This window comes from Hirschia maritima DSM 19733 (genome assembly GCF_000378345.1).
GTDB classification, from domain to species: Bacteria; Pseudomonadota; Alphaproteobacteria; order Caulobacterales; family Hyphomonadaceae; genus Hirschia; species Hirschia maritima.
On the sequence record NZ_KB899544.1, the window covers coordinates 1,005,000 to 1,026,475 of the forward strand.

At 44.7% G+C, this 21,476-nt stretch carries 20 protein-coding genes; 9 read left to right on the forward strand and 11 right to left on the reverse strand.

What is annotated here, in order from left to right; translation table 11 throughout:
• Positions 1 to 8: 8 nt before the first annotated feature.
• Positions 9 to 1,019, reverse strand: a complete 1,011-nt coding sequence (locus tag F551_RS0104735) for an NAD-dependent epimerase/dehydratase family protein (protein ID WP_018996340.1) — start codon at positions 1,017 to 1,019, stop codon at positions 9 to 11.
• Between the two features lie 302 nt (positions 1,020 to 1,321).
• Between F551_RS0104735 and F551_RS0104740 the strand changes: the two genes are divergently transcribed.
• Positions 1,322 to 2,236, forward strand: a complete 915-nt coding sequence (locus tag F551_RS0104740) for a TraB/GumN family protein (protein WP_018996341.1) — start codon at positions 1,322 to 1,324, stop codon at positions 2,234 to 2,236.
• Positions 2,237 to 2,307: 71 nt separating this feature from the next.
• Here the strand turns inward: F551_RS0104740 and F551_RS0104745 are convergent, their stop codons facing one another.
• The 3 genes from F551_RS0104745 to F551_RS0104755 form a co-directional block, all read right to left on the reverse strand.
• Complete coding sequence (locus F551_RS0104745) at positions 2,308 to 2,505, reverse strand: zinc-finger domain-containing protein (protein WP_018996342.1); 198 nt, start codon at positions 2,503 to 2,505, stop codon at positions 2,308 to 2,310.
• A gap of 100 nt (positions 2,506 to 2,605) precedes the next feature.
• Positions 2,606 to 3,955: a phosphoglucosamine mutase gene (gene glmM / locus F551_RS0104750; RefSeq protein ID WP_018996343.1), complete on the reverse strand. Its 1,350-nt coding sequence runs from the start codon at positions 3,953 to 3,955 to the stop codon at positions 2,606 to 2,608.
• Between the two features lie 118 nt (positions 3,956 to 4,073).
• Positions 4,074 to 4,721, reverse strand: coding sequence for a chromophore lyase CpcT/CpeT (locus F551_RS0104755; RefSeq protein WP_018996344.1), 648 nt, complete (start codon positions 4,719 to 4,721; stop codon positions 4,074 to 4,076).
• Between the two features lie 202 nt (positions 4,722 to 4,923).
• Between F551_RS0104755 and F551_RS0104760 the strand changes: the two genes are divergently transcribed.
• From F551_RS0104760 to F551_RS16275, 4 genes are all read left to right on the forward strand, one after another.
• Entirely contained in the window at positions 4,924 to 5,877 is a 954-nt protein-coding gene (locus F551_RS0104760) for an ABC transporter ATP-binding protein (RefSeq protein WP_018996345.1), read from the forward strand.
• A 226-nt stretch (positions 5,878 to 6,103) separates the two neighbouring features.
• On the forward strand, positions 6,104 to 7,024 hold the full coding sequence (cysD, locus tag F551_RS0104765) for a sulfate adenylyltransferase subunit CysD (RefSeq protein WP_026296653.1): 921 nt from the start codon (positions 6,104 to 6,106) through the stop codon (positions 7,022 to 7,024).
• Between the two features lies 1 nt (position 7,025).
• Positions 7,026 to 8,951 (forward strand): sulfate adenylyltransferase subunit CysN, encoded by a 1,926-nt coding sequence (gene cysN / locus F551_RS0104770; RefSeq protein WP_018996347.1) that lies wholly within the window; start codon positions 7,026 to 7,028, stop codon positions 8,949 to 8,951.
• Complete coding sequence (locus tag F551_RS16275) at positions 8,948 to 9,697, forward strand: 3'(2'),5'-bisphosphate nucleotidase CysQ (RefSeq protein WP_018996348.1); 750 nt, start codon at positions 8,948 to 8,950, stop codon at positions 9,695 to 9,697. Before cysN ends, F551_RS16275 begins: the two co-directional genes overlap by 4 nt.
• Here F551_RS16275 and F551_RS0104780 read toward each other — a convergent pair.
• A complete protein-coding gene (locus tag F551_RS0104780; RefSeq protein WP_018996349.1) occupies positions 9,694 to 10,125 on the reverse strand; it encodes an Lrp/AsnC family transcriptional regulator in 432 nt (143 codons plus the stop codon). The two genes, F551_RS16275 and F551_RS0104780, sit on opposite strands and share 4 nt — an antisense overlap.
• A 132-nt stretch (positions 10,126 to 10,257) precedes the next feature.
• On the opposite strand from F551_RS0104780, the gene F551_RS0104785 reads away from it, so the two are divergent.
• Genes F551_RS0104785 through hglS form a run of 3 tightly spaced genes read left to right on the forward strand, consistent with a single transcriptional unit; the run spans position 10,258 to position 13,945 of the window.
• Positions 10,258 to 11,463, forward strand: a complete 1,206-nt coding sequence (locus F551_RS0104785; protein WP_018996350.1) for an aspartate aminotransferase family protein — start codon at positions 10,258 to 10,260, stop codon at positions 11,461 to 11,463.
• On the forward strand, positions 11,463 to 12,557 hold the full coding sequence (locus F551_RS0104790; RefSeq protein WP_018996351.1) for an arginine N-succinyltransferase: 1,095 nt from the start codon (positions 11,463 to 11,465) through the stop codon (positions 12,555 to 12,557). Before F551_RS0104785 ends, F551_RS0104790 begins: the two co-directional genes overlap by 1 nt.
• Complete coding sequence (gene hglS, locus F551_RS0104795; RefSeq protein ID WP_018996352.1) at positions 12,557 to 13,945, forward strand: 2-oxoadipate dioxygenase/decarboxylase HglS; 1,389 nt, start codon at positions 12,557 to 12,559, stop codon at positions 13,943 to 13,945. The genes F551_RS0104790 and hglS overlap by 1 nt, the downstream gene beginning before the upstream one ends.
• 80 nt (positions 13,946 to 14,025) lie before the next feature.
• On the opposite strand, the gene astD is transcribed toward hglS, so the two are convergent.
• Genes astD through F551_RS0104815 form a run of 4 tightly spaced genes read right to left on the reverse strand, consistent with a single transcriptional unit; the run spans position 14,026 to position 19,105 of the window.
• Complete coding sequence (astD, locus tag F551_RS0104800; protein WP_018996353.1) at positions 14,026 to 15,441, reverse strand: succinylglutamate-semialdehyde dehydrogenase; 1,416 nt, start codon at positions 15,439 to 15,441, stop codon at positions 14,026 to 14,028.
• Positions 15,441 to 16,727, reverse strand: a complete 1,287-nt coding sequence (locus tag F551_RS0104805; protein WP_018996354.1) for a hydrolase — start codon at positions 16,725 to 16,727, stop codon at positions 15,441 to 15,443. The genes astD and F551_RS0104805 overlap by 1 nt, the downstream gene beginning before the upstream one ends.
• Positions 16,724 to 18,076, reverse strand: coding sequence for an N-succinylarginine dihydrolase (astB, locus tag F551_RS0104810; RefSeq protein ID WP_018996355.1), 1,353 nt, complete (start codon positions 18,074 to 18,076; stop codon positions 16,724 to 16,726). Before astB ends, F551_RS0104805 begins: the two co-directional genes overlap by 4 nt.
• Positions 18,077 to 18,088: 12 nt before the next feature.
• Positions 18,089 to 19,105: an arginine N-succinyltransferase gene (locus tag F551_RS0104815; RefSeq protein ID WP_018996356.1), complete on the reverse strand. Its 1,017-nt coding sequence runs from the start codon at positions 19,103 to 19,105 to the stop codon at positions 18,089 to 18,091.
• Positions 19,106 to 19,264: 159 nt separating this feature from the next.
• Here F551_RS0104815 and kdsA point away from each other — a divergent pair, with 159 nt between their 5' ends.
• The gene (gene kdsA, locus F551_RS0104820) at positions 19,265 to 20,125 is read left to right on the forward strand and encodes a 3-deoxy-8-phosphooctulonate synthase (RefSeq protein ID WP_018996357.1); all 861 of its coding nucleotides are present in this window, start codon (positions 19,265 to 19,267) and stop codon (positions 20,123 to 20,125) included.
• 52 nt (positions 20,126 to 20,177) lie between these two features.
• On the opposite strand, the gene F551_RS0104825 is transcribed toward kdsA, so the two are convergent.
• Entirely contained in the window at positions 20,178 to 20,846 is a 669-nt protein-coding gene (locus tag F551_RS0104825) for a uracil-DNA glycosylase (RefSeq protein ID WP_018996358.1), read from the reverse strand.
• 72 nt (positions 20,847 to 20,918) lie between these two features.
• Positions 20,919 to 21,476 carry a LabA-like NYN domain-containing protein gene (locus F551_RS0104830; protein WP_018996359.1) on the reverse strand — a complete coding sequence of 186 codons (558 nt, stop codon included), beginning with the start codon at positions 21,474 to 21,476 and terminating at the stop codon, positions 20,919 to 20,921.

The window sequence follows — 21,476 nt, forward strand, 5'->3', positions numbered from 1 at the left end:
AACTATTGTTATTGTTTAAAGTAATCCATATACCAATCGACAAAGTTTGAGACGCCTTCTTCAATATCGATTTGAGGCTTAAAACCAGTAAGGCTTTCAAGGGCAGTAGTGTCGGCCCAGGTCGCTTGAAGATCACCTTCAGGGTATGGTTGATTGTCTATTATAGCCTTTTTTCCAAGCTTCTCTTCTAGCACCGACACATAGCGCATCAATTCTTCTGATTTGCCGCGGCCGATGTTCAATATTTTATAAGGTGCTACACCGCTGAATGATGGATCAGGAGATTTGCTGTTCCAATTGTCATCTTTGCTTGGAGGCAATGGCAGTAAGCTTTCCAAACCTCTCGCTATGTCTTCCACATAGGTGAAGTCTCGGGCCATTTTCCCGCCATTGAAAAGTGGAATGGGTCTGTTTTCCAATATTGCCTTAGTGAAAATGAAGAGTGCCATATCTGGTCGTCCCCAAGGTCCATAGACAGTGAAGAAACGAACACCCGTGGCAGGAATATCAAATAAATGCGCGTAATTGTGCGCCATCAATTCATTTGCTTTTTTAGATGCTGCATAGAAAGTGAGTGGATGCTCAGTACCGTCCTGTTCAGTGAACGGAAGGGCTTGGGTCGCCCCATAAACTGACGATGTTGATGCAAACACTAAGTGCTCGACGGGGTTCGCTCGACAAGACTCCAATACATTCAAAAATCCAGATATATTTGAATGGGCATAAGCTCGTGGGTTTTCTTTGCTATATCGCACCCCGGGTTGGGCAGCCAAGTTTACAACATGAGTTGGTTTTTCATCACCGAAAATCTTCGAGACAGCATCTGCATTTCCAAGGTCTTCTTCGTAAAATTTAAAACCATCCAGTGATTCAAGGATAGATAATCGATCTCGTTTTAATTGAGCGCTGTAATAGGTTGAGATGCAATCTAAGCCGACCACCTCAATATTGCGGTGAAGCAATCGTTGGCTCAAATGAAAGCCGATAAATCCGGCGGCACCTGTGATAAGAACGCGCATATTCTATTACAACTCAGTTTCTATCGAAATTCTTTTGACACGACACTAGCGGAAGGGGGATTCATTGGTTTTGTCAGGTCCCACTTAAGTGCTCTATACAGCAATTGATGCATAAACAATAATTTGTCCAATTTGAATAGTCTGCAGTAATTTCGTTACTTCATAAAGCCAGAAATAAGAAAAAGACGTTAGGGTGAACTTGTGTGTGGACCTTTTCAAGTAATGGTCGCATTCGATTCTGGTTGTGTTAATACTGAATTAGTTTGGATAGAACAAATTTTTTGAGGAGTTATGGAAAAATTATGAATATTAAAATGAAGGGTCTATGTGCTTCTTTGGCCCTACTTCTTTTTCCAGCTGCATGTTCTGAGCAAAAGGTTGAGCTATCTAATGGGGCTACAGAAATTGTAGGACCAGCGCTTTGGGAAACTGGCGACGAAGATACTAAAGTTTATCTTTTTGGAACAGTACATGTGCTTCCAGCAAGTTTAGTTTGGCGCAATGAAAAATTTAACTCAGCTTTTAAAGAAGCTGATACTTTGTATTTAGAGGCTGATGTCTCTGGGCAGGATGCTTCTTTAATGCGAGCGGTGGCTCAACTTGGTTTTATGCCATTGGGAAAAGACCTTTTTTCAGAGTTGGGAGAAAAACGCTCTAAGGAAATTAAAGAGGCCGCTCTTAGTTTGGAAATGCCAACGGCGTCTCTTTCTAAAATGAGACCTTGGCTCGCTGCAACTGCTTTGACAATGCGGGCGATTGAAGCAAATGGGCAGGACCCTGAGGCTGGGGTTGAACAAGTCTTAGCGCCTGAAGCAAAGGCTGAAGGGATGAGAATGCGCTATTTTGAGACTGCTGAAGAACAATTGTCATTTATGGCGAACCTCAAAGAAGAAACGCAAATTGACATGTTGATGGAAACTGCGCGTCAATTGGATGTGCTAGGTCAGATGATCGTCAAAATGGATAATGCTTGGGTGGTTGGCGACATTGCAGGATTGGAAGAGATTGTGATGTCCGACCCGTCAATGGCTTCTGAAGAGTTGATGGATGTGATGCTAACTAAACGCAATGAAAACTGGGTAGTTGAACTCAATAAAGTTATTGAGCAAGAACAGGGTGTTTTCTTTGTTGCTGTTGGCGCAGCTCACCTGATCGGTGATAACTCAGTTGTGAAAATGCTGGAAGATTCAGGGATTGAAGTGAAGCGCATTCAATAAACAGATTAAATTTTGAAATTGAAAAAGGCGCACCGCATTGGTGTGTCTTTTTTTAGTTGCATGAAGGCGGATTAGGTTGATGGGTCCATTGGGCTGCCCTTGCGAATAAAACGTTTGTCGCAATACTTGCATTGCACGACGTCGTCTTCGACAAGATCATACCATACAACAGGATGACCCAATGCGCCTCCACCGCCATCGCATGATACTTTATGGCCTTCAATAACGATAACGTCATGAGGGATTTCAGAATGCTGTAAATTTGTCATAACAAACACCACGCAATGTAGAAATGAAGTTTCCTAACATTGCTAAGGTGGGTTGGTAGTCAGCGTCAATGGTGGTTTTCAATGACGCTGAGTTTAATGTTTAGCCGATAGCTTGTTTCACAGCTGCTACGACGTCTTCGACAGCCTTGTTCATCATGGCTTCTTCTTCAGCTTCTGCCATGACTCTAATCAATGGTTCCGTACCGGATTTGCGAACGACCAAGCGACCTTTGTCACCAAGCTCAGCTTCAACTTCCTTCATGGCAGTTTTTACGAGCTTGGAGTTTAATGGATCTTTTCCTGAATAACGGATGTTATCAAGGCGTTGCGGTGCGCGATCAAACACGTGAGCTACTTCTGACACTGGCTTGTCTGTTTTACACACAACAGCTAAAACTTGCAGGGCTGCGACAAGACCGTCTCCCGTTGTCGCATAGTCGCTCATAACCACGTGGCCGGATTGTTCACCGCCAAGATTTACACCATTTTCTCGCATGTCTTGGACAACATATCTGTCGCCAACTTTTGTACGACGTAGTTCAATATCAATTGATTTTAGGAAATTTTCTAATCCAAGATTTGACATAACAGTTGCTGAGATAGCGGGCTTTGAAAGCTTGCCTTCTTCTTTCCAACTTTTCGCTATGAGTCCTAAAACCTGGTCGCCATCAATGACGGCACCTTTTTCGTCACACAATACAACGCGGTCTGCATCACCATCCAATGAAATTCCGATGTCGGCGCGATATTTTAGTACGGCTTCAGAAAGCGCACGTGTGTCAGTGGAACCGCATTCTTCATTGATGTTGTAACCATTTGGAGTAACACCTAGTGAAATAACTTCCGCTCCCAATTCGTAGAGTACTTTGGGTGCAACTTTATAGGCAGCTCCATTTGCACAATCCACAACAATTCTTAAGTTGGACAAGCGTTGGCGGCGAGGGAAAGTGGCTTTTACTATTTCGACATAACGTGATTGCGCATCATCGATACGGCTTGCGCGTCCCAATTTGTTGGAGGCTGCAAGATCAGCATCCATTGGACGCTCCATAAGAGCTTCAATTTCTGTTTCTGCTTCGTCTGAAAGCTTGAACCCGTTGGGGCCGAATAGTTTAATTCCGTTATCTTGGTAGGCGTTGTGTGAAGCAGAAATCATCACGCCAAGGTCAGCGCGTAGAGAGCGCGTCAACATTGCGACCCCAGGCGTCGGCAGTGGTCCAAAAAGGACAACATCCATGCCAGCAGCTGTGAAACCTGCGGTCAGTGCAGGTTCAATCATATAACCTGATAGTCGCGTATCTTTTCCTATAACGACAGTGTGGCGGCGGTCGCTATCATCTTTAAAATAACTCGCTGCGGCCATTCCCAGACGCATAACGACTTCAGGTGTCATGTTTCCTGTGTTTGCTGGGCCGCGAATACCATCAGTTCCGAAATACTTACGAGTCACTCAAAAAATCCCTTCTCGGTACAATGACGGGAATTGTCATTGGTTTTGCCGCTAATGTGCAACTAACAAGCCATATGATTGGATGAAAGTGAAAATTTTGATTCGTTGTGTAAAAAAATTATTCAGAGGCTATTGGTTTTAGCGTAATGAATTCTCCGGGTTTAGATCCCCATAAAAATTCCATATCGTCAGAGAAGCCTCGTTCAGTTGTTTTGTACGTTTCTGGAGACATATAAGCATCAGATTCAATTCTTATGTGGGTGTCTCGTTTTCCTGAATAAATACGGCAGGTTTCGGGAGATACATACCCTGTCCAAGAAGCATCTTTGTTTGGTGTCCAAACTAGTTCACAACCAGCATTGAAGAACTTTTCAATGTCGTTTTGAGTAATGTTTTGTAATTTATCTGGAAAATCCCATGCGTTTTCAAATTCGTCGGGGGATTTCAGGAGGTAGGTTAGCTGTAAAACCGATTTCCCATCGGCAGATAATTCCAACTTGTTTAATCTCTGACGATATAACTTTTGCTCTTTTCGAGTGTTCAATTGGCTGTAGAACCATTTACCGTCCAAATGAGGAGAAGTAACCTCTGCGCGTCTATCGGTGATTATTGTGTCGGTGTCGGCAGGCAGCGTTTTAAATTGTCTCAATGACATTTGGTACAATTCATTCAAATTTTCATCTGGAGAATTTTGCTGATTTATTTGAGTCGAAGCACATGATGAAACTATTAAAGATAATGTCGTAGCAGCGATTAGTTGTTTCATCTTTATTCTCCAATAAATTGTCGTCAGTTTATAATGGTATATCTTTTGGGGTTCTGTCTATAGTTTATATTCTGAGTTGATAGATGAGATGAATAAAAGATATCTGTAGAAATCCCTTTTCTAAACCTTTAAGAGTTCCCAACTTTGTGCGAACACCAAATTTGTCTACTGCACTGTAGTGCATTTCATAGTGGAGATCGAATTGAACGACCAAAAGACGCTTCCTGATTTCGCTATTGAACTTAGAGATTTAAAAAAGACATACGGAGCAAAAGGCAAAGTTGAAGAAAAGAAAGCACTAAGGGGTGTTGATCTAAAAATTCCACGTGGTTCAATATTTGGGTTGCTAGGTCCCAATGGGGCCGGCAAATCGACCATGATCAACATAATATCTGGCCTTGTGAATAAAACTTCAGGACAGGTGAATGTCTGGGGGTATGATCTGGATAAAAAGCCTCGTGAAGTGGCTGCAGCGTTAGGCGTCGTTCCTCAAGAAATCAACATGGACCCGTTCTTCACGCCTCGTGAAAGCATGGAGCTGATGGCAGGTTTTTATGGGGTTCCTGAAAAAGAACGTCATTCCGATGAAATTCTAGAGGCGTTGGGGCTGGGTGATAAAAAAGATGCCTACGTGCGCCAGTTATCCGGCGGAATGAAACGCCGTCTGATGGTTGCCAAAGCAATGGTTCATACTCCCCCCATCCTTATTCTTGATGAACCCACAGCTGGAGTAGATGTCGAATTGAGACGTCAGCTGTGGGAGTATGTTAAAGAACTAAACGCTCAAGGCACGACCATTGTTTTAACGACGCATTATCTGGAAGAAGCGCAGGAAATGTGTGATCAGATTGCAATCATTAATCATGGTGAGGTTATTGCGTGTGAAGAAACGGATACTTTACTAGCTCGACTAGACCAAAAGAAATTGATCGTTCATCCAGAGCAATCGATTAGTTCACTTCCTGAAGAACTCAATGATTTAGATATAGAAGTGCGTAACGATGATGCTTTAGTTGTCACTTTCAGAGCCAATGAAACACGCGTAATGGATTTGCTGAATCGTATTCGAGAAGCAGGCATTCGAATTCGTGATCTTGCGACTGAGGAAGCTGATCTAGAGGATGTGTTTGTTTCAATGACATCTGAGAGCAACTAGCTATTTCATGAGGCGTATTGAGCCTCATGAAATAGCTCAATACGATTTTGATTAAGCTCGAATTTGCTTATGTTAAGTTCTGCTAAAAGAACAGATGAGCCGCATCACGTGAATTCTAGTTGTGAAGCTCTCTTTGACTGACTATTTCATCTCTATAGAATTATTCCCAAATTGAATTGTTGATTTGAACTTTTTCAAGCAACATGCCGAAAAGATTGATGAATTGATGTCAAAAAGCGAATTATCAGCGACTCGTCTAACGCACCTTCAGCGCCTGGAAGCTGAGAGCATCCACATTATGCGTGAGGTGGCAGCGGAAGCTGAAAAGCCGGTCATGCTATATTCTGTGGGGAAGGATAGTGCGGTAATGCTGCACTTGGCGAAAAAGGCTTTTTATCCATCGCCTCCTCCTTTTCCTTTGATGCATGTGGATACAACTTGGAAATTCCAAGCCATGTACCAGCTGCGTGAAAAGGCAGCGAAAGATGCTGGCATGGAGTTGATTGTCTATCAAAATCCTGAAGCTAAAGAAAAAGGGATTAATCCATTCGATCATGGTTCACTTCACACTGATATGTGGAAGACAGAGGGACTAAAACAAGCTCTCACTAAATATGGATTTGACGCTGCTTTTGGTGGTGCGCGTCGTGATGAAGAAAAATCGCGCGCAAAAGAGCGTATATTCTCGTTTAGAACATCTAATCACAGATGGGATCCTAAAAACCAGCGTCCAGAGCTTTGGAAGCAATATAATATGCGTAAAGCCAAGGATGAGAGCATTCGTGTATTCCCGATTTCCAATTGGACGGAGTTAGATATCTGGCAATACATCCACTTGGAAAATATCGATATTGTGCCGCTTTATAAATCAGCCAAACGTCCAACTGTGGAACGCGATGGAATGTTGTTGATGGTTGATGACGATCGTTTCCCTTTAAAAGAAGGTGAGGAGCCGGTGATGCGCTCCATTCGATTTAGAACCTTGGGGTGTTATCCGTTGACTGGTGCTGTTGAGAGTGATGCGGAGACATTACCGGAAATTATTCAAGAAATGCTTCTAACGACAACTTCAGAGCGCCAAGGGCGTGCGATTGACCACGATCAGGCGGCCTCTATGGAGAAGAAGAAGCAGGAAGGGTATTTCTAAAATGACAAATTCAACAAATACTCATTCTGATAAAGCGTATGAAGCAGAAGCTTTGATCGCGCAGGACATTGATGCCTATCTAGAGAAGCATCAGCATAAAAGCATGCTGCGCTTCATAACGTGTGGATCGGTGGATGACGGAAAATCTACTCTGATCGGGCGTCTTCTTTATGATTCAAAAATGATCTTTGAAGATCAATTGGCGAGTCTTGAAAATGATTCAAAATCCGTTGGAACTCAAGGTCAGGAAATTGATTTTGCGCTTCTCGTTGACGGCTTGGCTGCTGAACGTGAGCAAGGCATAACGATTGATGTTGCCTACCGTTTCTTCGCGACTGAAAAACGCAAATTTATCGTTGCGGACACACCAGGACACGAACAATACACTCGTAATATGGTGACAGGCGCATCGACTGCGGACCTAGCTGTAATCTTGATTGATGCACGTCAGGGGGTGCTGACACAGACCAAGCGTCACTCTTATTTGGTCAATCTTCTAGGCATTAAGAACATTGTTCTGGCTGTCAATAAAATGGATTTGGTCGATTATAGTGAAGATCGCTTCAAAGAGATTATCAGCGATTATAAAGAGTTTGCAGACTCTATTGGGATGGAGAGTTTTACAGCTATTCCAATATCAGGTTTGAAGGGCGACAATATCGTCGACAAGAGCGAAGCAACGCCATGGTATGAAGGGGCAACACTTCTTTCTCACCTTGAAGAAGCTCCCGTGAGTGACTCTTCAATGGTGGACCGTGGTTTTCGCATGTCGGTTCAATGGGTGAACCGTCCAAATCTGGATTTTCGAGGTTTTTCTGGGATAGTCACATCAGGGACAGTGCGTCCGGGCGATGCTATCCGTGTGCTTCCATCAGGTAAGACATCAACCGTGAAGTCTATTGTCACAATGGATGGTGATTTAGATATGGCGCGCGTTGGCCAATCTATCACACTTACATTTGAGGATGAGATAGATTGCTCTCGCGGGGATATTATTGCAACTTCTGACGCGCCTCCTGAGGTGGCAGATCAGTTTGAATCGACAATTGTTTGGATGGCGGAAGAAGAAATGCTGTCTGGACGTCCCTATCTTCTTAAAATTGGCTCTCAAACAGTGTCAGCCACAATCACAGAGCCTAAATACGAGGTGAATGTGAATACGGCGGGTAAATTACCCTCCAAGACACTGAAGTTGAATTCTATTGGTGTGTGCAACATTGCAACATCCAAACCGGTAACGTTTGAATGTTATGCGGACAATCCGGACATGGGTGGTTTTATCCTGATTGACCGGATGACCAATGCGACAGTAGCCGCAGGCATGATTCACTTTGCATTGCGCCGATCTCAAAACATCCACTGGCAGGCAGTTGACGTAGATAAAGACGCGCACTCCGCTCAGAAAAACCAGACACCGCGCTTGCTGTGGTTTACGGGTTTGTCAGGGTCTGGAAAATCAACAATTGCAAACCTAGTAGAAAAGAAATTATTTGCCGAAGGTAAGCACACTTTCCTTCTTGATGGAGACAATGTTCGCCACGGGTTGAATAAAGACCTTGGATTTACCGATGCATGCCGCGTTGAAAACATTCGCCGCGTTGGTGAAGTTGCTAAACTAATGACAGATGCTGGATTGATCGTCATGACGGCATTTATTTCACCATTCCAAGCTGAACGGCAAATGGTGAGAGATATGTTTGGAGATGGTGAGTTTATAGAAGTCTTTGTTGATACGCCTTTGGAGGTAGCTGAAGAGCGTGATGTCAAAGGGCTTTATAAAAAGGCTCGAGCTGGAGACCTCAAAAACTTCACAGGGATTGATAGTCCGTATGAACAGCCACAAAATGCTGAAATTCGTGTGAATACAGTGGAAATGTCTGCTGAAGAAGCTGCTGATCTAATTGTTGAAAAGTTGATGGCGCTATGAGTGATTTGAGTGATGCAGAATTGGCTGCAAAGCTAGCTGAAGCTGCAGGTAAAATTCTTCTGGAAGTGCGTGCATCTGGCCTTGTCGAAGGCAAAGCTCTCGGCAAAGCGGGAGATGAGACATCGAATGCTTTTTTGATGCAAGCTATTCAAGCTCAAAGGCCTGATGACGCAATCCTCTCTGAAGAGAGTAAGGATGATAAATCCAGATTGGATGCCTCCCGCGTTTGGATCATCGACCCTGTGGACGGCACGCGTGAATATGGTGAAGGGCGCACTGATTGGGCAGTGCATGTTGCATTGTCCATTGACGGTAAGCCATCCATTGGGGCAGTGGCATTGCCAGGAATGGATTTAGTCTTGCGTTCGGATACGCCACCTGCGCTTAAACCGATAAACAATCCACCCAAAATGTTGGTATCGCGTTCGCGTCCCGGAAAAGAAGCAGTCGCAGTCGCGGAAACCATGGGCGCGGAATTGTTACCGATGGGGTCAGCTGGTGCCAAGGCTATGGCAGTTGTGCGTGGTGAGGCAGATATCTACCTCCACTCAGGCGGCCAATATGAGTGGGACAATTGTGCGCCTGTCGCAGTCGCTGCTGCTGCTGGCCTGCACACATCTCGCTTAGATGGCTCAGAGTTTAAGTATAATTGTGATAACACTTACTTGCCAGATCTTCTCATATGCCGCCCCGAGCTAGCCGAAGCAGCTCGTAAGGCGATAGATGAACTTGATTTGGCAGATTAGCGCTTCAGCTTAGTTGAAAGAATTACAGCCGTACTTGTACGTTCAACTCCGTCAATTTCGATTAAAGCATCAATGGCTTTGTCCAGCATTTCGACAGTTGTTGATGACACAATTACGATGAGATCAAAATCACCGCTAACAGAGTGAATTTCTTCAACAGAAGAGTTTTCTTTAATTTTTGAAATCACACTGTGAGTTTTCTTTGCATCCAGTGTGACTGAGATGTGTGCTCTCACGCGCGCTTTTTGATAGGCTTCAGACAAAACAACGGTATAGGAAGAGATAACGCCAGCTTCTTCTATTTTTTCTAGTCTTTTCTGCGCAGTAGATCTAGAAACACCCAAAGTGGCCGCAATATCCGTGACGCTCATACGTGCGTTTTCTCGCAGGACATTTATGAGCTGATCGTCTTTCTCTGTAATTGACATTCGAATCCTCGTTTTTTTGCATTACGAATGTTAAAAGCATTAAATAGATTAAAAATCTACCCTAAAATGATCAAAAGTATACTGTAATTCGATTTTGAAATTTGCTCTCATTGATTCAAATGGGAGATTTTCATGGAACGTCGCAATCATATTTTTCCAACCTACGCACCACCAGCGATCCAATTTGAACGAGGTGAAGGCATTCGCCTTTGGGATCGGGACGGACGTGAGTATTTTGACTTTATTTCAGGTATTTCTGTCAACACATTAGGTCATGCTCATCCAGATTTGGTGAAAGCGCTCGAAAATCAGGCACAAAAGCTCTGGCATTTATCAAATATGTTCGATGTGCCCGGACAATCTGAATTGGCAGACCGGTATTGCGAGTTGACCTTTGCTGACCGTGTGTTCTTTGCCAATTCCGGAGCAGAAGCTGTTGAATGTGCGTTGAAGACTGCACGGCGGTATCATTTTGAAAAAGGCGATGCTGACCGCATCGAAATAATTGGATTTGATGGTGCGTTTCACGGACGTACATATGCTACGATCAACGCGGCAGGAAATCCAAACTATCTTAAAGGCTTCGGGCCAGCACTACCGGGTTATACCAAACTACCATTTGGCGACATGGATGCGTTAAAAAGCACTCTCTCAAAAAAGACAGCCGCAGTGATCATTGAACCCGTTCAAGGTGAAGGTGGTTTGCGACCTGTTTCGTCGGAAAACTTGAGATTGATACGCAAGTTATGTGATGAAGTTGGAGCGCTGCTCATTTATGATGAAGTCCAGTGTGGTGCCGGTCGTACGGGAAAATTGTTTGCGCATGAGTGGGCTGAAACCGCAGCACCAGACTTGATGGCGACTGCCAAAGGTGTTGGTGGTGGATTTCCACTAGGAATGTGTTTTGCGACAGAAGAAGTTGCACAATTTATGCTTCCTGGAACACATGGAACAACATATGGCGGTAACGCTTTGGCAGTTGCGGTTGGACATGCTGTTTTAGATCATCTTTCCAAGCCAGAATTTTTAGACAATGTGAAGGTTATTGCTGACCAAATACGAGCTGGATTTGAAACAATTCAAAAAGAAGTCCCCGGCACAATTGAAGAAATTCGCGGAAAAGGATTGTTGATTGGAGCCAAACTAATTGTTCCAAATATCGCAGTTCGCAATGCCACGCGTGATCTCGGATTATTGATAGGTGTTGCCGGCGATAATGTTGTTCGTCTCGCACCAGCTTTAAATGTGACTTCTGAAGAAGTGAGCGAAGCAATGTCACGTCTTAAAAAGGCGTTGCAAGAGGTAAAAGAAGCTGAAGCGGAAAAGGCTCCAGCTTAATGAGTACGAGCCCGGAAATTCATGTAGTTCGGCCCATTGAGGCATCAGACCTTGAAGGTTTCTTTGCGTTGGCGGAGATTTCCGGGCCCGGCTTTACCAGTTTGCAAGCTGATCGGAAATACTTAAGCGAATACATCCAAGCATCAGGGGAAAGCTTCGCCAATCCAGATGTGAATTTGGCTCAGAAATTCCTATTGGTGATGGAGGAAGTTTCTTCTGGGAAAATTATCGGTTGTGCAGCCGTAAAAACAAAAATTGGCACTCAAACCCCTTTTGTTGATTTGGTGATGAAAGATGGACGGGGAGAGCCGGTAAATGATGAGCGTCAAGCGGTCTACTTGGACCCTGCGAGTACATTTGACGGAGCAACAGAGGTCGGCTCACTTTTCATGCACCCCGATCATCGAAAGGGCGGTTTAGGACGTTATCTGGCGAAGTCACGTTATTTGCTTATTGGAACTTCTCCTGAAGTGTTTTCCAGCCCAATTATAGCAGAACTTCGTGGTATGCAGGATGTCGATGGGAAATCACCTTTCTACACTCATCAACATAGAGATAGGCTTCAAAAGACCTTTGAAGAAGCAGATGAATTTATTACGAATGCAGATACTGAAGCGTGGAAGTCCGTCGTTCCAACGTCCCCAATAGTCGTAGAAAATCTTCCCCCTCAGGTACGTGATTGTATCGGACAACCTCATCGAAGTGGCGTTGGGGCATATCATCTACTTCGAAAAGAAGGTTTTGTAAAAACTGGTGTTGTAGATTTGTTTGATGCCGGACCTATATTGATGTCGGATTTTGAAAACATCAGTACCATCAGAGAAAGTGTTGATTGTCGTTTAAATATAAAAGGACAAGTTCAAAGTTCAGATACGGTCATGATTGGTGTGGACAGTTTATCAAACTTTCGAGCTGTTATTGGTTCGTTTGAATCAGAAAGTGAGAGAGTTTCCGTGACTGCTGAGGCGGCCATTGCGCTAAATGTGCAAGATGATTCTCAAGTTAAGTCATGGACAGCGAAACAGAATTTCGACGGATCTTCTTCAAAAACAAAGCGTGTGAGTGACTCTAAAAAAGCAGAGGAGTTGCAATAATGGCGACCCAATATGTAAGTGAACACATAGTACGCAGTTATTTCACCGACGCCATGTCACACATGTACCGCGAAGAGGTTCCTGCTTATGCGGGCCTTGTTGATCTGGTTGATGAAGTAAACGACAGAGTTCTTGCCGGAAATCTTGATTTAGCTTCCCAAATTGAATCTGAAGGTGGTCAAGAAACGCTTAGAGCAGAGCGCCACGGTGCAATTCGCATCGGTAAGGCAGAAGAGCTTAATATATTGCGCCGCGCTTTTGCTATTATGGGAATGTTTCCCGTTGGTTATTATGATCTATCTGTAGCTGGGTTGCCCGTACACTCAACAGCGTTTCGTCCAGTCAAAGCGGATGCATTGGCCGAAAATCCTTTTCGAGTGTTTACGTCACTTCTTCGTTTAGAGCGTATAGAAGATGATGAGCTAAGGGCGGTAGCAGAGGAAATTCTTAGCGAACGTCAGATAGTTTCAGACCGAGCCGTTGAGCTGATAGAGCAGGCTGAAAAACAAAATGGTTTGACTAGAGCGGATGCTAGAGAGTTTGTTGCAGAAATGTTGGAAACATTTCGGTGGCATTCAACAGCAAATGTCGATCATAAAACCTATCAGAAACTAAAATCTCAACATCCATTGATTGCCGACATTGTGAGTTTTAAGGGGCCACATATCAATCATCTGACACCGCGAGTTCTAGATATAGACGCAGCGCAAGCGATGATGCCCGAAAAGGGGTTAAACCCCAAAGAAACGATTGAGGGACCGCCGCTCCGAAAAAGTGCAATATTGTTGCGTCAAACAGCGTTTAAGGCTTTGACTGAGAAAGTTGAATTTCCTGATCAACAAGGTGCATCGGATGCGGGGGAACACACTGCGAGATTTGGTGAGATCGAGCAGCGTGGCGTAGCTTTAACTGCTAAAGGGCGCGGCCTGTACGATGAGTTACTCGCAAATGCAAAAAACAGGGCGTCATCTGGTGATGGTCTTTACGAAGATTTGCTTGTTGAAGAGTTTTCTAAGTTTCCAGATGGCTGGGATGAACTGCGCGAACAAGAATTGGCTTACTTCAGCTACATACTGAAAGTTGTTCCATCATGTGAAGGTAAAATTGAACCAGGTGCTTCTTTTGATTTAAAACAGCTAATTGCAGACGGTGTTATTGAAGCTAAACCAATAACTTATCAGGACTTTTTGCCCGTAAGTGCAGCAGGTATTTTTAGGTCAAACCTGTCATCGGATGATTCAGATTTGTACGCATCTGACTCCAATCAAGAGCAATTTGAAAAAGACCTTGGAACGGCCGTCTTAGATCCATTTGAGCTTTATGAAAAACAGCAATTAGCGTCAATTCGTGAATGTCAGGATCGCTTCATGAATGTGTTGGCAGAATAATTCATACTCTCCCCAGAGAAAACTAAATGGGCGTTGGTGTGATTCCAACGCCCTTCTTTTATGTATTTAAATTAGAGGTGCTAGCCGATCTGCCGCGCTTGTGGCCATGCACAATAGTCCGCAGCATAATATGCGCTCGGACGTGCATTTCCTGATAGACCTGGGCCTCCAAATGGCATTGCGCCAGAGGCACCTGTTGTTGGACGGTTTCTATTGAGAATACCTACACGAAGACGAGCTTGAGTGTATTCCCATACTTCATCATTTCCTGTGATTACTCCGGCAGAAAGTCCAAAACGCGTATCGTTTGCGATGAGGATCGCCTTGTCCAAATCATCTTCGCGGTAGACTTGTAAGAATGGTCCAAATAATTCTTCATCTGGTGGTCTTTGGGCATTTGTCATGTCGATAATACCCGGACGGACAATTCCTGTTCCTTCTACCATATCAGATAGTGGTTTGATGAGCTTGCCACCTAGCTCAACACGTTCGTTTTGAAATGCTATTGCTTGCTCTACGGCACGAGCGGAAACTAGAGGTCCAAGATAGACATCCTCGCCATCCCAAGGGCCAATTTTGACCGCTTCAATTTTGGCTATAACAGCATTCAGGATCGCATCGCCTTGTTCGCCTGTGGGAAGGATCAAACGACGCGCGCAAGTACAACGCTGCCCTGTGGTAATGAAAGCGGATTGGAATATAACTTCAGCAGCTTGTTCTACATCTTCGGGCTTGTGTACGATTAGTGGATTGTTGCCGCCCATTTCGAGCGCCAACATAACATCAGGACGACCGGCAAAATGGCGATGGAAGGCGGTTCCTGTGTGGTGTGATCCTGTAAACAACAAACCATTGATGTCTGCATTCAAAAGAGCCTGTCCAGTATCGCGGCCACCTTGAACAACATTCACACAACCAGTGGGTAAACCTGCCTCTTCAAATGCTTCTATCATCAAAGTTGCAACACTAGGTGCTAGCTCTGATGGTTTGAACACAATTGTGTTTCCAGCAAGAAGCGCTGGAACAATGTGACCATTGGGTAAATGTCCGGGGAAGTTGAACGGGCCAAACACAGCCATGACACCGAATGGGCGGTGTGTCAGTGACAATGCTCCAAAGTCCGCTTCTTTAGTCCAGCTACCCGCGCGTTCAGTTTGTGCTGTCATGGAGCCTGCAACTTTCGCCACCATGGCCCCAGCTTCTGTCAGGGCTTCCCAGGCCGGTTTACCCATGTCCTTGCTTATTGCATCGGCTATGGCTTGCTTACGCTTGCCCAATGCATCGGCATATGCCTTCAGGATGGTGTCGCGCTGATCTTGAGGTGTCAGTGACCAGTTTTCAAAAGCGTTGTGAGCTGCTGAAACGGCTTGTTCAATTTGGGCTGTATCTGCACCGTGAAAGGAATTAACAATACTCCCATCAGAAGGCGATATGCTGTCGAAAGAAGGACCTTTTCCTTGGTCCCAAACACCATTGATATATGTGTCTTGTGTCATTAGTCCTGATCTTCTTTCATGAGTGATTTGATGTGCGCAGCATCTATTCGCCCATCAGCAAGGCGGTTTAGAAGTAGGGCCGTTAGTCCTGCGCGTTCAGTAAAGCTGTCTAGCACAACGAATTCATCTGGAGAGTGGATGCTGCCGCCGCGAACACCTAGCGTATCAATATTAGGTGTGCCTGCATTGAAGACGTTGTTTCCTTCACACACGCCGCCAGTATCTTGGAATGTGAGAGATTGACCAATTACATGGGCTGTTGCAGCTGCCGCTTCGAATAGTTCGGATTGGGCGGCATTGCGAGGTTTGGGTGGACGATAAAAACTGCCAACCATTTCAGCAGTGATACCATCACGTTGAAGAACCTTCTTCATGAGTGTTTCAAGCGAACGTACTGCAAGATCAGCCAATGTTTGGTTTGGTGCTCTGATACCTAGGCGAAGCACCGCGTTATCAGGAACAATATTGACTGCGTTTCCGCCATCGATTGCACCAACATTGAAAGTGACTGTATCCATCGCTGCGTCGAGCTTTTCAATGCCAAGTGCAAATTCGGCGGCGGCCAAGAGAGCGCTGCGACCGGCTTCAGGTGCGCGGCCAGCGTGAGAGGCGCGACCTTTAAAAATGAAGTCGTAAATCGCTGAACCTTTACGCGCCCCAGACATGGCACCTGATTCCATTGAAGGTTCGAATGTTAGGCCAATGTGCGCATCTTTTGCGGCTTCTGCAATGAATGGCGCGCTAGCAAAATTCCCAGTTTCTTCATCAGGGCTAAGTACGATGGAGTAACCTAGTTTACTTTTATGCGGCCCAGCTTCAAAAGCTTTAATCGCTTCTAACATGACGACGATACCGCCTTTCATGTCGGCAAGTCCTGGGCCGTTCAACTTGCCATCACCAATGTCGGTGATTTCTTCAAATGTTCCGGGCGGGAATACTGTGTCGTAATGACCAGTGAAAATTATTTTGACTGGAGCTTCAGGTCTTGCAGTGACTGTGAAAACTGGACCTGATTGGAAATAGGTCTTTTCGCCTTGATCATTGATCTTCTCAATTGGTTTGGTCGGGTGAGACACGACTTCTGCACCCAATTGAGAAAGAGCCTCTTGAAGGATTGGAGCGAATGTTTGCAATCCGTCTGCATTCCAACTCCCCGTATTGATTTTGGCCCATTCAATAGTTTGCTCTATCATTGCGTCGCGACGTGTTTCGATCAAAGCTAGGGCGGCTTCATCTTCAGGTTTTTTGGAAGATATATTTAAAATGTCTTTTTGGGAGAGGCTCAATTTGAAGCTCCATCTTTTTGGAATTCGTACATAGAACCCAGTTCCAGAATTTGAGTAAGTTCATCTAATGCGCTTCGGGCTTCATCCAATAATTTTGGATCTCCAAGGTCTTCAACAATGAGTGCGTCGCGATAATGCGTTTTGACCCAATCTTCTAAGCGATCAATTTTTTGATGAGACATGATCACGGGTTGATGCATTTTTGAGAGTTCATCATCGGTGAGTTGAACACGAAGGCGAAGACAAGCGGGGCCGCCACCGTTTCGCATGCTTTGGCGTAGGTCCATGAAGATGGTTTGGTCAATTGGATTGTCGCCAGACACGCATGCATCTGCAAATTGCTTTGAGGCCATATTTTCTTCGGCATCGGCAGGAAGAACCAAAGCCATTTTACCATTTGGCAGCGTTAAAAGTTGACTATTGAAGAAATATGATTTGATGGCGTCTTCGATTGGGAACTCAGCATTTTTTGCCATCACCATTTGAGGGACAAAGCCTAAAGGTTCAGCAGCTCGTTTTAGTGTTTCTTCTAGTCCGATGTAATCGTCAAATGCTGTCTCATGGAACAACAATACAGGACCATTAGCGACACACACAACGTCATTGTGGAATGCGCCAGCATTGATGGCCGAATTACTTTGTCGAACAAATAATGTGTTGTCCGGTTTTAGTCTGTGGGAGCGCGCAACTATCTGACTCGCTTCTAAGGTCTGACGTCCGGGGAATTTTGAGGGCTTATCGTCTGCGTTTAGCGCTTCGCGGCCATAAACAAATACTTCCAACGCCTTGTCTGCATGTGTTGCGCTAAGGCGGTTATGGTTGGCTGCACCTTCATCACCAAACAAGGTGTTGGCGGGAAGCGGTGCGTGAACAGTAAACGCGCTTTCATCAGCAAAGATTGCTTTCAAGATTGTTTCAGCCTGCGGCCCTTCAATAGATCTGTGAGGCATTGCTGTTAGGTTAGCGGGCGTAAAGTGCACCTTTCCATCGGCGGTATCAGGGCTTGGTGACACGGTTGCTGCATTTGCAGTCCACATACATGAAGCGGAAGAGTAATTACTTACAAGCGCAGGGCTGACCTTATAGGCAGCTTGCAATACATCTGAGTCATTGCCAGTAAAACCGAGCTTTTTCAGTCCAGACATAAACGGACGTTCTTGAGGCGGCATCACGGCTTGGGTAAGACCCAGATCAATCAGTTGACGCATTTTCTGAAGGCCTTGAAGCGCTGCGCTGCGTGGGTTGGAAGTCTGCCCTTTATTGTTTGCAGAAGCTAGATTTCCAAATGACATTCCGCCGTAATTATGTGTTGGTCCAACAAGACCATCAATGTTGATTTCTCTCGTCATGATTGTCCCTATTTATTTCAATTGATCGGCTAAACGGTCTGTATGACGCGTAGCGGCGATCCATAGTTTTGATTTGTCTTCTAGTTCAAATGAGCTTGCGACCTTCTCAGGTGCAACCGCATTGCGGATGTCCGCTTTCGTGATTGTTGCTTTGAAGTCGTGCTTATGGCCTGTAAACAACATGGCGTAATCACCATCTACATCATCGGCTAGCGTTTGCGTTCTGACAGCGGTTCTTGCAATCGACGTATCACTCACATCACATTTGATTGCCGGACCACCATCGAACACATCGCAGAGATCGGTTTGTTTAAAACCTGCGTTCATTAGCAATGCCATTGCCTTGCTGGATAGCTTATGCGGGCGTCCGATATAGTCTTGCGTTTCGGGAGGCAACAAACTCAAAAGGATCGGAAGGCTGGGAATTAGTTCAGCGATAAATCGTCCATCTTCTGAACTTAATTCATCTGCTTCTTTAAATGGTAGATTAATAAATTTGGATGCGATGAAGTTCCAAAAAGGAGCCTCTCCATTTTCATCGAGCCACCCACGAATATCGGCCATAAGAGTTTGAGAAAATAGATCTCGATGTTGATCGATAAAAGCCAAACGACCAAGTGAAAGCAACCTTCCAACACCTCCACCTCGAACATCTTTAGACAGGAAAAGTGTTGCCAGCGCTGTGTTTCCGTCGAATTCGGTGCTGAACTGCAAAGAATCGTGTGCAGTCTTTAATTCCGGATTTGTTGAGTGGCGCGAGTGACGGCTGATTTTAAAGCTGCAATATGGGCGTTCTCTACCAAGTCGCGGTAAAATAGCGGACATTCCCACAACCTTGCCGTCCATCTCAACGACGAAAAACAGGCGATTTGCTGTTTCATCGCCCTTTAAAAAACGTTCTGTTTCATCAATATATGCAGCGATTTTTTCAGGGGTACGCGGAACTGTAGTCAGTCCTGCACCAACAGAAGCTGTCAGGGCTGCTAAGCCCTCAATATCGGCAGATTTTGCTAATCTGAAAATATTCACGCAATGATTCCTTTAAAACAAGCTTGGATATGATTTATGATAGGCATTTGAATAACGCTTTCTATGGCGTTTCTGATCTTATTATGTCGGTTTCGCTGGCCATTTGATGTGAGAGTGCCTACATAGCGACTAGAAATATTGTTAATTGAGGAGTCTGCCGTGAGCGACGTTAATGGTGTTAACTCACTGAATTCTACTGTCGAAATTGAATGTCCACGTGGTAGAATCAAAATTGGACCAGATGCTCCCTTGACGTTTTTTCTTGGGCCTTGTGCCTTGGAAGGTCGTGAACATGCTTTGTTCATGTCTAACGCAATCTTAGAAATTGCAAATAAGCTTAACGCACAAGTTGTTTACAAAACCTCTTTTGATAAAGCTAATCGTACAAGTATTTCCGGATATCGTGGTTTGGAGCTGGACGAGGCTTTAGACATCTTTGCTGAAGTGAAAGAAAAAACGGGCCTACCAATGCTCACTGATGTTCATTTACCTGAGCAGTGTGAGAAGGTCGCAAAGGTTGTTGATATTCTTCAAATACCAGCTTTCTTGTGCCGTCAAACTGACATGCTTCAGGCTGCTGCAGAGACGGGTGCTGTTGTGAAGGTCAAGAAAGGGCAATTCCTTGCGCCTTGGGACATGAAGAATGTTGTAAACAAGCTGGAAGCCATGGGCGCTAAGGATGTTCTTTTAACAGAGCGTGGTTCATCATTTGGCTACAACGCACTCGTCACAGACATGCGTGGTTTACCTGAAATGGCAGCGATGGCTCCTGTAGTGATTGACGCGACTCACTCGGTTCAGCAACCAGGCGGTAAGGGTGGCTCCACAGGTGGTCAACGTGAATACGTGCCTGTGATTGCCAAAGCTGCTGTAGCTGTTGGTGTGTCTGGTGTGTTTATGGAAACTCACCAAGATCCCGATGCAGCACCATCTGATGGACCAAACATGGTTGTTTTATCTGAGCTTGAAAAACTGATGAGTGAATTGATCCAAATTGATAAGCTGGTGAAAAGTTTCTAAGTAGACTTGAATAAGAACGATATTAAGCCGCTTCAGTTTCTGGGGCGGCTTTTTATTTGTCGAGTTGGTTTGCAATCAAAGAAAAAACGTTCTCAAACATTTCAGTCGTTAGTTTACCCGTATTGGTGTTGTAGCGAGAGCAATGATAGCTATCGACCAATGTGATTTCTCGGTCATTGTATTGAAAAGAATGTTCTGCTGCGTGAGCAAATTTGTGCGCAGCCAATTTTCCACCGAGTGTTTTGACAGTTGAGTCGTGTGCTATCTTTCCAAGTGCTAAAATCACCTTGAGATTTGGAAGATTGTTCATTCTAGATATTAAGAATGGGCGGCAATTTGTGATCTCTGCCCCTATTGGTTTGTTTTGAGGAGGCACGCAACGTACTGCATTAGTGATCATTGCGTTTTTAAGTTCCAAACCATCATCTGGGCGGGAGTCGTATTTGCCATTTGAAAAATCAAATTTTTCTAAGGTCGCGTATAGAAGATCGCCTGCATAATCCCCCGTAAATGGCCGAGCTGTACGGTTTGCCCCGGTTACACCTGGGGCTAGACCAACGATCAGTAGTTCAGCGTCTTCCGGTCCAAAAGAAGGAACTGGAGCATTGAACCAATCAGGCTCTTTGGCGCGACAGTCGTTGAGGTATTCCACTAATCTTGGGCAGCGGTCGCAATCCAACGGTGCTTCAGGTGGATAAGTAAATTGGTCAAGCGCCGTCATACCGTCTTCCTATTGTCGGTGGAATCGATTTGTTCAATCACTAATCTAAGTTTTTTGAATGTCTAGTTGTATCTAAATTTCAGACAATTCTTCATCGGAAGAATTTTCTCTGCCGATAATTTTCACAAGATCATTGAGGTCGATAAAATTATCGGCTGCCCGTCGTAAATCATCAGAAATCATTGGAGGTTGGGTTTTAACTGAAGATACTACGGAAACACGGAGGCCACGATCTTGGAGTGATTTTACTAAAACAGTGAGGTCTCCATCTCCAGAAAACAGAACAACATGATCGAGTCTCTCCGAAAGAGTAAGCATGTCCACTGCAATTTCAACATCCATGTCACCTTTGACGCGGCGACGACCTGCTGAATCGGTAAACTCTTTTGCGGGCTTGGTAACGACGTTGTATCCATTGTACTGAAGCCAATCGACAAGAGGGCGAATTGGAGAATACTCTTCGTTTTCAACTAAAGCAGTGTAATAATTGGCCCGTAATAGGCGGCCTTTTTTGCGGAATTCACTTAAAAGTCTGCGATAATCAAGTTCTACGTTTAATGTTTTTGCTGCTGAGTATAGATTAGCACCGTCAATAAATAGAGCTATTCGCTCATCTTTGTAAAAGGCCAT

Coding starts and splice junctions, on each gene's coding strand:
- F551_RS0104735 (WP_018996340.1), bottom strand. CDS start 1,019: ATGCGCGTTCTTATCACAGGTGCCGCCGGATTTATCGGCTTTCATTTG.
- F551_RS0104740 (WP_018996341.1), top strand. CDS start 1,322: ATGAATATTAAAATGAAGGGTCTATGTGCTTCTTTGGCCCTACTTCTT.
- F551_RS0104745 (WP_018996342.1), bottom strand. CDS start 2,505: ATGACAAATTTACAGCATTCTGAAATCCCTCATGACGTTATCGTTATT.
- F551_RS0104755 (WP_018996344.1), bottom strand. CDS start 4,721: ATGAAACAACTAATCGCTGCTACGACATTATCTTTAATAGTTTCATCA.
- cysD (WP_026296653.1), top strand. CDS start 6,104: ATGTCAAAAAGCGAATTATCAGCGACTCGTCTAACGCACCTTCAGCGC.
- cysN (WP_018996347.1), top strand. CDS start 7,026: ATGACAAATTCAACAAATACTCATTCTGATAAAGCGTATGAAGCAGAA.
- F551_RS16275 (WP_018996348.1), top strand. CDS start 8,948: ATGAGTGATTTGAGTGATGCAGAATTGGCTGCAAAGCTAGCTGAAGCT.
- F551_RS0104780 (WP_018996349.1), bottom strand. CDS start 10,125: ATGTCAATTACAGAGAAAGACGATCAGCTCATAAATGTCCTGCGAGAA.
- F551_RS0104785 (WP_018996350.1), top strand. CDS start 10,258: ATGGAACGTCGCAATCATATTTTTCCAACCTACGCACCACCAGCGATC.
- F551_RS0104790 (WP_018996351.1), top strand. CDS start 11,463: ATGAGTACGAGCCCGGAAATTCATGTAGTTCGGCCCATTGAGGCATCA.
- hglS (WP_018996352.1), top strand. CDS start 12,557: ATGGCGACCCAATATGTAAGTGAACACATAGTACGCAGTTATTTCACC.
- astD (WP_018996353.1), bottom strand. CDS start 15,441: ATGACACAAGACACATATATCAATGGTGTTTGGGACCAAGGAAAAGGT.
- astB (WP_018996355.1), bottom strand. CDS start 18,076: ATGACGAGAGAAATCAACATTGATGGTCTTGTTGGACCAACACATAAT.
- F551_RS0104825 (WP_018996358.1), bottom strand. CDS start 20,846: ATGACGGCGCTTGACCAATTTACTTATCCACCTGAAGCACCGTTGGAT.
- F551_RS0104830 (WP_018996359.1), bottom strand. CDS start 21,476: ATGGCCTTTTACAAAGATGAGCGAATAGCTCTATTTATTGACGGTGCT.